The following is a 12688-nucleotide window of genomic DNA, read 5'->3' as shown; positions in this document are numbered from 1 at the left end:
TAAAATTATGGAAAACATGAGCAATTCAAACGGTGCAAGCAAATGTCCATTTTCAGGTGGTGCACCCAAGCAAAGTGCTGGTACTGGAACGAGTAATCATGATTGGTGGCCCAATCAATTAAAATTAAATATCCTTCGTCAACATTCTTCGCTTTCTGATCCGATGGATGAAGGTTTTAATTATGCAGAAGAATTTAAAAGCCTGGATTTAAAAGCGGTGAAGCAGGATCTATTCAACTTGATGACAGATTCTCAAGATTGGTGGCCTGCTGATTATGGTCATTATGGTCCGTTTTTTATCCGGATGGCTTGGCATAGTGCCGGTACCTACCGTATTGCTGATGGACGTGGAGGAGGAGGTTCTGGCTCACAACGTTTTGCTCCTTTAAATAGTTGGCCTGATAATGTAAACTTGGACAAAGCTCGTTTATTATTATGGCCTATTAAAAAGAAATATGGCAAGAAAATTTCTTGGGCCGATTTGATGATATTGGCTGGTAATTGCGCTTTGGAATCTATGGGGTTAAAAACTTTTGGTTTCGCGGGTGGACGTGAAGATATTTGGGAACCAGAGTTAGATGTTTATTGGGGTTCAGAAAAAGAATGGTTGGATGACAAACGCTATGAAGGGGATCGAGAATTGGAAAACCCTTTGGCAGCTGTTCAAATGGGATTGATTTACGTGAATCCTGAAGGACCAAATGGAAATCCTGATCCGTTGGCGGCTGCGGTTGATATTCGAGAAACTTTCGGGCGAATGGCTATGAATGATGAGGAAACTGTCGCTTTGATTGCTGGAGGGCATACTTTTGGTAAAACACATGGTGCTGCAGACCCCAACCAATATGTAAGTGCTGAACCTGCTGGAGCTACAATTGAGGAACAAGGAATGGGATGGAAGAATTCTTTTGGAACCGGTAGTGGAGAACATACCATTTCAAGCGGATTAGAGGGAGCTTGGACTACAACTCCAACCAAATGGAGTAATAATTTCTTTGAAAATCTTTTTGGTTACGAATGGGAATTGACCAAAAGTCCCGCTGGCGCGCACCAATGGACTGCTAAGAATGGAGCAGGAGCTGGAACTTTTCCAGACGCTCATAATCCGTCTAAAAGTCATGCACCATTCATGTTGACAACAGATTTATCTTTGAGATTTGATCCTGCCTATGAGAAAATTTCTAGACGATTTTATGAAAATCCAGATGAGTTTGCAGATGCTTTTTCGCGTGCTTGGTACAAATTGACACATCGAGATATGGGACCAATTTCCCGATATTTAGGACCAGAGGTACCTCAAGAAGAATTGATTTGGCAAGATCCAATTCCTGCAGTAAATCATCAATTAATTGATGCAACTGATGCGGAAACATTAAAGTCTATGATATTAGCTTCAGGATTGTCTGTTTCTGAGTTGGTTTCCACTGCTTGGGCTTCAGCGGCTACATTCAGAGGTTCAGATAAAAGGGGTGGTGCTAATGGGGCCCGTATTCGTTTAGCGCCTCAAAAAGATTGGAATGTCAACAACCCAGCCCAATTGGCTAAAGTATTGCAGGTTTTAGAAGGTATACAATCTAGTTTTAACGATTCACAAAAAGATGGCAAGAAAGTCTCTTTGGCTGATTTGATTGTGCTTGGAGGTTGTGCTGCTGTAGAGAAAGCTGCTTCAGATGCTGGTCATGCGGTTAAAGTGCCTTTTAAGGCAGGAAGAACGGATGCTTCTCAAGAACAAACGGATGTAGAAGCTTTTGCGATTTTAGAACCTATAGCAGACGGTTTTAGAAATTATTTGAAAACAAAATATACAATCGCAACAGAAGAGTTATTAGTAGACAAAGCACAATTGCTGACTTTGACAGTTCCTGAATTGACAGTCCTAATTGGAGGAATGCGTGTCCTTGATGCTAATTATGACCATTCTAAACATGGAGTGTTTACTAATCGTCCAGCTGTGTTAACGAATGACTTTTTTGTGAATTTATTAGATTTTAGCACAACTTGGAAAGCAAACTCTGATGATCAAGAGGTATTCGAGGGACGTGACCGTAAAACAAGAGCATTGAAATGGACAGGAACTCGTGTGGATTTGATCTTTGGATCTAATTCAGAATTGAGAGCGATTGCTGAAGTTTATGCTTGTGAAGATGCCAAAGAAAAGTTTGTAAAACATTTTGTTGCCGCTTGGGATAAAGTGATGAATTTGGATCGATTTGATTTAGCTTAAGATCAGTTGAAATTATTGGTAAAAGCCACAGTAGAATTATTTCTATTGTGGCTTTTGATTTGGGGATAAACTAATTAAATAAAATCGATATAAATTAGGTTGTTTGGTCACATAAAAAGCATTTAAAGAAGAGCTTTCAGAATTTATTTTCTAATCTTTGAATTCTAAAAAAATAAATAAACTGGTATGAGTAAGACGAAATTAATAATCAATAATAATGGTTCTATAAAAATCGAAGGTGATTTTGAAATAATGGACTGTGACGGAAAAGTATATGGCTTGGAAGGAAGAAAAGCTTTAGGACTATGTCGTTGTGGGTTATCTTCTAATAAACCTTTTTGTGATGGTTCCCACCGCAACAATTTTGAACACGAACCAAAGGCTTTTGATTTACCGCCAATGAAGACTAAATAAAGTATTTAAATTTAAAATCCGATTCACATTCAATTGTAAATCGGATTTTTTTGTACTTTCTATTTATTCGGAAATTTTTATCCCTCCATTTTGGCGCTTAATTCAAACCAACGTTCTTCTTTAGCTTCCATTTTATTGATGAGGTTTTGCAATTCGTTTCCTTTTTTCTCAATGTCCGCCTCGGCTACTTTTCCTTCAGAGAATAAAAGCTCTATTTTGGCTTTTTGCTCTTCTAAATCTTTGATTTCACGCTCGATTTTCTGGAATTCTTTTTGCTCGTTGAAAGTCAAATTGCCTGTTGGATTTTTTTGTTTCCACTCTTTCTTCTCGGCTTTGTTTTCTTCTTTTTGAGCCACATCAGCACTGTCTTCATAAGCTCTGAAATCAGAGTAGTTCCCTGGGAAATTTTCGATTTCGCCTTGACCTCTAAATACAAATAAATGATCGACAATTTTGTCCATAAAGTAACGGTCGTGTGATACTACAAGCAAACATCCAGGATAATCTAAAAGGAAACTTTCTAGTACGTTTAGCGTTACAATATCCAAATCGTTAGTTGGCTCATCGAGAATCAAAAAGTTTGGATTCTGAATCAAAACCGTACATAAATACAAACGTTTTAATTCACCACCGCTTAATTTTTCAACATAATCGTATTGCTTTTTGGCATCAAAAAGGAAGCGTTCCAACAATTGCGAAGCTGATATGATTCTTCCTTTCGAAAGTGGAATAAATTCACCATATTCTTTGATAATATCAATAACACGTTGTCCTGGTTTCGGGTTAATACCACTTTGGGTGTAATACCCAATTTTGATGGTATCACCAACTACCACTTTACCACTATCAAGCGGTATCGTTCCTGTCAATAAGTTCAGGAAAGTAGATTTTCCAGTTCCATTTTTTCCAATAATTCCGATGCGCTCCCCACGTTGAAAATCAAAAGAAAAATCATCTAAAATAACGTGATCTTTGAATTTTTTAGAGATTTTGTGTAGCTCGATAATCTTGCTGCCCATTCGCTCCATATTGATTTCTAGTTCCACCTTGTTCTCCTTACGGCGACTTTGGGCTTTTTCCTTAATCACATAAAAATCGTCTTGACGCGATTTCGATTTGGTTGTTCGCGCCTTAGGTTGGCGGCGCATCCATTCTAATTCCTTAACAAAAAGGTTTTGCGCTTTGTCCACACTCGCATTTTCGGAGGCGATGCGTTCTTCTTTTTTCTCTAAATAATAAGAGTAATTTCCTTTGTATTGGTATATTTTTCCGTTGTCCAGTTCGATGATTTCGTTACACACACGCTCTAGGAAAAAACGGTCGTGTGTCACCATAAACAAGGTGATGTTTTCTTTGGCAAAATAACTCTCTAACCACTCAATCATCTCCAAGTCTAAGTGATTCGTTGGCTCATCCAAAATCAATAAATCAGGTCGATTAATCAAGATAATTGCTAGCGACAAACGCTTTTTTTGCCCACCCGAAAGGTTTTTAACCTTCAGTTTGAAATCTTCCAGTTTCAGTTTGAATAGAATTTGTTTGTACTGCGTCTCAAAATCCCACGCGTTGTGTTGGTCCATTCCGTCAAAGGCTTTTTGGTACGCCTCCTCGTCTTCAGGATTTTCTAATGCTTTTTCGTAAGCCTCAATAACCTTTAAAGTCTCATTGTCTGAAGCAAAAATACTTTCCTCAATCGTCAACTCCTCTTGCAAGTTATTATCCTGTGATAAAAACGCCATGCGGATGCTCTTGCGCAATATAACTTGCCCTGTATCAGGCTCATCAAAACCGTTGATGATGTTCATAATGGTCGTTTTTCCCGATCCATTTTTGGCTATAAAAGCAATTTTTTGGTCTTTGTTGATTCCAAAAGAGATGTTGTCAAACAGTGTACGTTCACCATAAGACTTTGATATATTTTCAACTGAAAGGTAATTCACAAGTGTATTTTTTTTGCAAAAGTAAACTATTCAGTTGTAAATGAAAGGGAAGTAGGGGAATAAAAGCAGGAGTTAAGAAAGTACCGCAAATTCGCAGATTTTTAAAAATAATTGGAATACAACTGATTCACTTAATAGTGGAATTAAAGAAAATTTAATTATTTTCTTACGCAACGAATAATTTGCGAATCTGCGGTTAACTTTTTTTAGCCGGGTTTTTTCATTTCATCGGTGTACTTTTTACAAAGTAAACTATTCCGTTGTAAATGGATGGGAATGAAGTAAAGGTTTAAATGAATTTATACAATAGCTGGGGTATTAATGTATCTTTTTTCTTTTTTTTCCTTACGATTTAGTTTTTTGCATGATTGATATTAAGAAATAGTAAAAGAGTTATTCCTACAATTGTGTCACTTTTTTTTAAAAAAAATGTATTTTTCTTTTCTTTGTAAGAAATTATTTAATATCATGTGGTTCGTCGGAAATAATAACCTTTTCGTCAGATAGTTACTATTTTTGTTTTTTGTTGAATAGTATTTGTCTTAATATTATAAAATATTTAAAGAATTGATTCAAAAACAAGTTTTCATTGATGTTTTTATTGTTAAATTAATGTTTTTGATGTTATTTAATAGTTAAATTGAATAATTTGCTAAAAATTATTATATTTTTTTATTTTGAAAGTTATTTTTATCACATTCTTTTTTATCAGTATTTTTTTAGAAAAAAGACAATATAAAATGAAATAAATAATTGTTTTTTTTTAATCATTAAAGCGCAATTGAATTAACATTAACAATAAATACCATGGGAAAAAGTATTAAAAGGATTTTGATAATCCTAAGAATATAAAAAAACAGTATAAGTATTAATTAAATCTTTTTGTTATGGCAAAATCGAATGTGTACCTAAACATAAGGAAAATCAGAGAATTAAAAAATCTAACTAGGGAGTATGTTGCTGAAGAACTAAAAATGAGTATGAGTGGCTATGGGAAAATTGAAAGAGGGGAAGTTGATTTGACAGTAACTAAATTGATGGAAATTTCTAAAGTTTTGGACGTCTCAATAGAATTCATATTTAAGTTTGATGTCACTATTTTTTTTAATGAAACTAAGTAACATGCGATACCAAAATGATTAATAAAGAATAATTTAATTTATAAGATTATGGAAGTAAATAAAATCTATAAGAATATAAAAGAATATCGTGAAAAGAACAATTACAGTCTTGATTTTGTTGCCATTCAAATGGAAATGAGCGTAAAATTGTATTCAAAAATTGAAAGAGGCAAAGTAGATTTGAAATTGTCAAAACTTGATAAATTAGCTAAGGTTTTGGGAGTTAAAAAAAGCGATGTTTGTAAGCTATCCTACTAATTTTTTCTTATTCTAATTGAAGGTAGTAAAAAAGGAAAGCGTTGGTATAAAAGTAGGTCTATTAATATTTTACCTTCAGAACATAACCCAAAGATTCTAATATCAAAACATAATGTGTTTTAGTAATATCTTTAATTACTGCCGTTTGCTCACAAAATGGACCCGAATGTAATTTGATTTTTTGTCCAATTTGGTATTGCATAACTGAAATTTCCGTAGCTGTATCTCCAGCGCTAAGCCATTCTTTTATCGTCTCAATTTCTTTGTCTTTTACGATAGCATGGGTTCCTAACCAAAATAGATAACGTACAACACCAGGGGATAAAAACACTTTATTCCTATCTTTTTCCAATAACTGAACAAAGATATAATTGCTAAATAAAGGGACTTCTTTCTTAATCTTACGATCGGATCTTTGAATTACCTTTTTTATCATGGGGCAATAACAGTTTATTCCCAGCTGCGTTAATTGATCACTGGCTCTTTTTTCCCATTTTGGTTTGGTGAAGACTACATACCATTTCATACTACTAAATTTTTGAGTTTGTAATTATTATTCTGATTATAATGTATTTATAGTTGTGTTGTGTATGCATTAAGCATACAAATCACGAAGACTTATTGTTGTAAATTTAATTTTTACCATTCTTTTTTAAAGGCGGTTTTAATAGCAATTTGTCCGTATTAAGGATTTTTAACCACTAAAATCATCCTTTTTTCACTTGTACTCTATCTAATTTTGACATTGTAGTTATTGCTAAAACAATACTATTATAATGATTTGAATTCTTGAATTTTTGAAGCTAGAAATCAAAGTCATTTTGCAAAAATTGAGCTACTGAATTTTTCTTTTTTGCAAGTTTTATTTTTTCTTTTTTGGATAGTATAATGTAACTATTCACGGGGAACCCTTATCCTTTTCTGTAAAAAAAACAGCATCTTTTAAGTATTTTTTTGGTAGTTCTGCGCTACTATTTAATAATAATCAATACACAAAAAAAATTAATTGTTTAATTTAAATCTAATACAAATGAAAATTGGAATAACCTTTAGTGCTTTTGATTTGTTACATGCAGGGCACGTTAAAATGCTTGAAGAAGCCAAACTTAATTGTGATTATTTGATTGTAGGTTTACAGACAGATCCTACTATAGATCGACCTACCAAAAACAAACCTACTCAAACAGTAGTAGAACGATACATACAATTGAAAGCTTGCAAATTTGTTGATGAAATTGTCCCTTATGCTACTGAACAAGATTTAGAAGATATATTGAAGTCTTTTACAATTGATTTGCGAATTGTAGGTGATGAATATAAAGACAAAGATTTCACAGGAAGAAAATATTGTGAAGAAAAGGGAATCACACTTTATTTTAATACTAGAGATCACCGTTTTTCTAGTACCAATTTGCGTCATGAGGTATATCAAAAAGAACTTTTAAATTCTCACTAATGGCAGTTACTCACCAAATTACTCACGTAGTTTTGACTGGAGGAATTGGAAGTAGATTGTGGCCTCTTTCTCGTAAAAGCATGCCAAAACAATATTTGAAACTTTTTGCAGGAGAATCTCTTTTTGAAAAAACAATAAATCGCAATGTCGCATTTTCTAATAATACCATCGTCGTTGGAAATATTGAAAATTACAAATTGACTGATATCCTGATGTCAAAAATGGAGAAACCTTTTATTCACATCGTTGAGGCCATTCCACGAAATACGGCTGCGGCAATAGCTTTTGCTGCCTTTGCCTCAAAACCAGACGATATTTTATTAGTTACCCCATCTGACCATGTTATAGAAGGGAGCGATTTATACGAAAGTGCTTTGAAACAAGCAATTGCATTAGCAAATCAAGATTATCTAGTGACTTTTGGAATAAAACCCACCAAGCCAGAAACAGGATATGGTTATATTGAATTTGATAATGAAAATGTAATTGCATTTCATGAAAAACCAAGTTTAGAAATAGCATCGAAATATCTAGAGGCGAAAAAATATTTTTGGAACAGTGGTTTGTTTTGTTTTAAAGCTGCAAAATTTTTAAGTGAACTGGAAAAACAGGAACCTGAAGTTTTCTTAGCCTCTAAAGCAGCTTGGAAAGCTAACGAAAAAGGGTTCTTGGATTATAATTTGTCTATAAAAATACCCTCCATTAGTGTTGATTATGCCGTTATGGAAAGAACTAAAGCGATAAAAATGGTTCCCTCGCAGTTTGATTGGTCCGATTTGGGTTCTTTTGAATCGGTATATGATTACCTCGTCCAAAAAGGTCATCCAATGGATACCAATAGCAACATCGTTATAGGAACCTCTCGACATACTAGTTTTGTAGGTCTTAAAAATTGTATTTTAATCTATACTGTTGATGCTTTGATGGTTTTGCAAAAAGAAAATTCCCAAGATGTAAAAGATGTTTACCAAGAATTAAAATCAATTGCTTCACCATTATTGTAAAAACGACTTTCATGAAATTGATTTAAATAATTTGGGAATATTTCCCCTTTAAATGAAATGAGATGATTACTTCTAAAGAATTTGAATTAGCGATTAAAATTATTGCAGAATATAAATTGCAGATGGATAATCAGTTAAAAGAAATTCTGCATACCACTGAGAAAATTAATATTCAAGAGGATATGCGAGGTGGAGTGTTTAGAGTGCTTCAAAAATATTATAAGACGCATTACGATATTAAACTTTGTTGGGAAGATCTAAAAACAATGGAGCGAAGCCTTTTAGAAAATATTGATTTTGATAAAATGAAACTCATTAAAGGATGCGGGCGTATTTCCTTGATTAATTTTAAAAAACTAATGGTGTCTCATTCCGTATTAAAGGAAGAAGATTTATAAGAGGGAGTTTCTTCCATAACACAAAATTTTAAACTAATTTTATTTATAAAGAGATAGCACTGATGATTGACAAAAATTCAATAATATATATTGCTGGACATAAAGGAATGGTGGGAAGCGCAATTTGGAGAATTTTATCCCAAAAGGGCTATAATAATCTAGTGGGTGCATCAAGTAGTGAAGTAAATTTGACGGAACAACAAGAGATTAGAGCGTATTTACATAAAATAAAACCTGATGTCATCATCGACGCTGCTGCAAAAGTGGGAGGTATTCAGGCAAATAATAATTTTCCGTATCAATTTTTGATGGAAAATATGCAAATACAAAACAATCTTATTCATGAAGCCCATCTTTTAGGAGTATCAAAATTTATTTTTTTAGGAAGTTCTTGTGTTTATCCCAAAATGGCACCACAACCCTTAAAAGAGGAGTATCTATTGACTTCTTCTTTAGAGCCTACAAACGAGTGGTACGCATTAGCAAAAATCAGTGGTATTAAAGCATGTGAAGCAATTCGCAAACAATTCAACAAGGATTTTGTGAGTTTGATGCCTACCAACTTATACGGCACCCATGATAATTTTGATTTAAACAGTTCACATGTGTTGCCTGCCATGATTCGAAAATTCCATGATGCCAAACAAAATAATAATGCTGTAGTAGTGCTTTGGGGTACTGGGACTCCCATGAGAGAGTTTCTTTTTGTGGATGATATGGCGGCGGCCGTTGTTTTTGCTTTGGAAAACCAACTTCCTGATTATTTGTATAATGTAGGAACAGGTGAAGATCTTACCATTAAAGAATTAGCACTTATCATTCAAAAAATTATCGGACATACAGGGGATATTCTCTGGGATGATACCAAGCCTAACGGTACTCCAAGAAAATTAATGGATGTCTCAAAAATGCACCAAATCGGTTGGAAACACCAAGTTTCTTTAGAAAAGGGGATTCATAATACCTATAATTGGTTTTTAGAAAACAGTGAAAATTTCAAACAAGTTCGTTATTAGTAGTTTGCTTTCGCTTACTATCGAATAAAAATCTCATAAAAAAATAAAATTGCCTGTTGCGACTTCTCGCGCAGCTATTGCTATGTCTTAGCCCATTCGATTCAATTGGTTTTTAATGATTATTTTCTGAATACCTGAAACAAGTCATTAAAAAACAGTTCTTCATTCTTTTTTGTTTCATCCCGAAAAAAATCGAACTGACTTTTTCAAAATGGCACAACACAAGGATGTCCTATAATTTTAAAATCAATCCAATGAAAAAAACCGCCCTCATAACCGGAGTCACAGGACAAGATGGAGCCTATTTAAGTGAATTTCTACTAAAAAAAGGCTATCAAGTACACGGATTAAAAAGACGTACTTCTTTGTTTAATACAGACAGAATTGATCATCTCTATGAAGACCCTCATGTTGAAAATAGAAATTTCATTTTGCATTATGGCGATATGACTGATAGTACGAATCTCATCCGATTGATTCAAGAAATTCAGCCTGATGAAATTTACAATTTAGCGGCTATGAGTCATGTTGCAGTTTCATTTGAGACACCAGAATATACTGGAAATGCCGATGGTTTAGGAACCCTACGCATTTTAGACGCTGTTCGATTATTGGGATTGGAAAAAAAGACTCGTATTTACCAAGCTTCCACCTCAGAGTTGTACGGAAAAGTACAAGAAGTACCGCAATCAGAAACGACTCCTTTTTACCCGCGTTCACCTTATGCAGTTGCTAAGATGTATGCTTTTTGGATTACAGTAAATTACAGAGAAGCCTACGGAATGTATGCGTGTAACGGAATACTTTTTAATCACGAATCACCCATTCGAGGGGAAACGTTTGTTACTCGTAAAATTACACGAGCAGCCAGCAGAATTGCATTAGGCTTACAAGATAAATTTTATTTAGGAAACTTAGATGCTCGTCGTGACTGGGGACACGCCAAAGATTATGTACGTATGATGTGGATGATTTTACAAGCAGATGCGCCTGAAGATTGGGTAATTGCTACAGGAGTCACCACTCCAGTTCGTGAATTTGTCCGAATGAGTTTTGCCGAAGTTGGAATTGAACTGGAATTTGTAGGTCAAGGAATAGAAGAGAAAGCTTTTGTCAAATACTGTAGTCATCCCGATTATCAATTAGAAATTGGTAAAGAAGTATTGGCAGTAGATCCCAAGTATTTTAGACCTACCGAAGTGGATTTACTAATAGGGGATCCTACAAAAGCCAAAACTAAATTGGGTTGGGAATGTAAATACGATTTAGCTGCATTGGTTAAAGATATGATGCAATCGGATTTAATGTTGATGAAAAAAGATCAATTTCTGAAAGTAGGAGGATATGCGACACTAAATTATTTTGAATAGGTAAATTATTAACGATCAAATAAAGGCAAAGTTTTTCTGCTTGTAAAAAAAATAGCACTATGAAAATTAAAAATATTTGTTGCTTAGGGGCTGGATATGTTGGTGGTCCTACCATGTCTGTTATCGCTCTAAAATGTCCAGAGATAAAGGTAACGGTAGTTGATTTAAACGAAGCCCGAATCGCGGCATGGAATGATGAAGACCTGGATAAATTACCAGTTTATGAGCCAGGTTTGGCAGAGGTTGTGGACGAAGCTAGAGGGCGTAATTTGTTTTTTTCAACCGAGGTAGATGCTGCTATTGAAGCAGCTGACATGATTTTTATCGCTGTAAATACACCTACCAAAACCTATGGAGAGGGTAAAGGAATGGCTGCTGACCTTAAATTTGTCGAATTATGCGCCAGACAAATCGCTCGAGTGGCTAAAAATGATAAAATTATTGTCGAAAAATCGACACTTCCTGTACGAACAGCCCAAACGTTACAAACCATATTAGACAGTACCGGAAATGGCGTTAAGTTTGAAGTACTTTCTAATCCCGAGTTTTTGGCCGAGGGAACTGCTATCGAAGATTTGTTCTATGCTGATCGCGTACTAATAGGAGGAAAACAAACAGAAAGTGGAAAAAAAGCCATTCAATGTTTGGTTGATATTTATGCCCATTGGTTATCCCCAAAACAGATTTTAACAACCAATGTATGGTCTTCTGAATTATCAAAATTGACCGCCAATGCCTTTTTAGCACAACGTATTTCGTCTATTAATGCTTTATCGGCTTTGTGTGAAGCGACAGAAGCGGATGTCGATGAAGTAGCCAATGCTATAGGAACTGACAGTCGTATTGGACCTAAATTCCTGAAAGCTTCCGTTGGTTTTGGTGGTTCTTGTTTTCAAAAAGACATTTTGAACTTAGTGTATTTGTGTCGCTATTTTAATTTACCTGAAGTAGCCAATTATTGGGAGCATGTTATCATTTTAAATGATTACCAAAAATACCGTTTTGCAAAAAAAATTATTACAACTCTTTTCAATACGGTAAGCGGGAAAAAAATTGCCTTCCTAGGTTGGGCATTCAAAAAAGATACCAATGATACCAGGGAATCTGCGGCTATTTATGTTGCGGAACATTTGATTGAAGATGGAGCTGAAATTCACGTGTATGACCCCAAAGTATCTGAAGAAAAAATCAAAGCAGATATGAGTTATTTGTGGGATTTAAAAGGACTAACCGAAAAGAAAATAGCCTCTAAACTCAAACAAATTATCGTGTATAAATCCCCTATGGAAGCAATGAATGAAGCTCACGCCGTTGCGATTTTAACGGAATGGGATGAGTTTAAAACTTATGATTGGGAAACAATTTATGCCAATATGTACAAGCCCGCATTTGTTTTTGATGGTCGAAATATTTTAGATGTAGAAAAATTAAGTGCTATAGGTTTTGAGATAAAAGGAATAGGAAAAGGATAATAAAAGTTTTGATAA

The 12688-nt window shown here is 34.5% G+C and carries 12 protein-coding genes; 10 read left to right on the top strand and 2 right to left on the bottom strand.

All coding sequences use genetic code 11. From position 1 onward, the window contains the following. Nucleotides 1-7 precede the first annotated feature (7 nt). The gene (gene katG / locus ACNH59_RS00575) at nucleotides 8-2224 is read left to right on the top strand and encodes a catalase/peroxidase HPI (RefSeq protein ID WP_418263519.1); all 2217 of its coding nucleotides are present in this window, start codon (nucleotides 8-10) and stop codon (nucleotides 2222-2224) included. 186 nt (nucleotides 2225-2410) lie between these two features. After that, nucleotides 2411-2638, top strand: a complete 228-nt coding sequence (locus ACNH59_RS00570) for a CDGSH iron-sulfur domain-containing protein (RefSeq protein ID WP_418263518.1) — start codon at nucleotides 2411-2413, stop codon at nucleotides 2636-2638. A 77-nt stretch (nucleotides 2639-2715) separates the two neighbouring features. On the opposite strand, the gene abc-f is transcribed toward ACNH59_RS00570, so the two are convergent. Continuing rightward, complete coding sequence (gene abc-f, locus ACNH59_RS00565) at nucleotides 2716-4578, bottom strand: ribosomal protection-like ABC-F family protein (protein ID WP_418263517.1); 1863 nt, start codon at nucleotides 4576-4578, stop codon at nucleotides 2716-2718. A gap of 887 nt (nucleotides 4579-5465) precedes the next feature. Here abc-f and ACNH59_RS00560 point away from each other — a divergent pair. After that, the gene (locus ACNH59_RS00560) at nucleotides 5466-5699 is read left to right on the top strand and encodes a helix-turn-helix domain-containing protein (protein ID WP_418263516.1); all 234 of its coding nucleotides are present in this window, start codon (nucleotides 5466-5468) and stop codon (nucleotides 5697-5699) included. Nucleotides 5700-5747: 48 nt separating this feature from the next. Beyond that, nucleotides 5748-5957, top strand: coding sequence for a helix-turn-helix domain-containing protein (locus tag ACNH59_RS00555; protein ID WP_418263515.1), 210 nt, complete (start codon nucleotides 5748-5750; stop codon nucleotides 5955-5957). 61 nt (nucleotides 5958-6018) lie between these two features. Here ACNH59_RS00555 and ACNH59_RS00550 read toward each other — a convergent pair whose 3' ends face one another. Then, complete coding sequence (locus ACNH59_RS00550; RefSeq protein ID WP_418263514.1) at nucleotides 6019-6483, bottom strand: UpxY family transcription antiterminator; 465 nt, start codon at nucleotides 6481-6483, stop codon at nucleotides 6019-6021. A gap of 504 nt (nucleotides 6484-6987) precedes the next feature. Between ACNH59_RS00550 and ACNH59_RS00545 the strand changes: the two genes are divergently transcribed. The 6 genes from ACNH59_RS00545 to ACNH59_RS00520 all read left to right on the top strand — a co-directional run bounded on the left by ACNH59_RS00545 (nucleotide 6988) and on the right by ACNH59_RS00520 (nucleotide 12673). Then, nucleotides 6988-7413, top strand: a complete 426-nt coding sequence (locus ACNH59_RS00545; protein ID WP_418263513.1) for an adenylyltransferase/cytidyltransferase family protein — start codon at nucleotides 6988-6990, stop codon at nucleotides 7411-7413. Continuing rightward, nucleotides 7413-8417 carry a mannose-1-phosphate guanylyltransferase gene (locus tag ACNH59_RS00540; RefSeq protein ID WP_418263512.1) on the top strand — a complete coding sequence of 335 codons (1005 nt, stop codon included), beginning with the start codon at nucleotides 7413-7415 and terminating at the stop codon, nucleotides 8415-8417. The genes ACNH59_RS00545 and ACNH59_RS00540 overlap by 1 nt, the downstream gene beginning before the upstream one ends. A gap of 62 nt (nucleotides 8418-8479) precedes the next feature. After that, nucleotides 8480-8815, top strand: a complete 336-nt coding sequence (locus ACNH59_RS00535) for a hypothetical protein (RefSeq protein WP_418263511.1) — start codon at nucleotides 8480-8482, stop codon at nucleotides 8813-8815. 62 nt (nucleotides 8816-8877) lie between these two features. Beyond that, nucleotides 8878-9831: a GDP-L-fucose synthase family protein gene (locus ACNH59_RS00530; RefSeq protein WP_418263510.1), complete on the top strand. Its 954-nt coding sequence runs from the start codon at nucleotides 8878-8880 to the stop codon at nucleotides 9829-9831. A 254-nt stretch (nucleotides 9832-10085) separates the two neighbouring features. Continuing rightward, nucleotides 10086-11201, top strand: a complete 1116-nt coding sequence (gmd, locus tag ACNH59_RS00525; RefSeq protein ID WP_220764415.1) for a GDP-mannose 4,6-dehydratase — start codon at nucleotides 10086-10088, stop codon at nucleotides 11199-11201. A gap of 59 nt (nucleotides 11202-11260) precedes the next feature. Then, nucleotides 11261-12673, top strand: coding sequence for a UDP-glucose 6-dehydrogenase (locus ACNH59_RS00520; protein ID WP_418263509.1), 1413 nt, complete (start codon nucleotides 11261-11263; stop codon nucleotides 12671-12673). Nucleotides 12674-12688: the final 15 nt, after the last annotated feature.

Source organism: Flavobacterium faecale (assembly GCF_048320115.1).
In the GTDB taxonomy this organism is placed as follows: Bacteria; Bacteroidota; Bacteroidia; order Flavobacteriales; family Flavobacteriaceae; genus Flavobacterium; species Flavobacterium faecale_A.
This window is presented reverse-complemented; position numbering and strand designations above follow the sequence as displayed.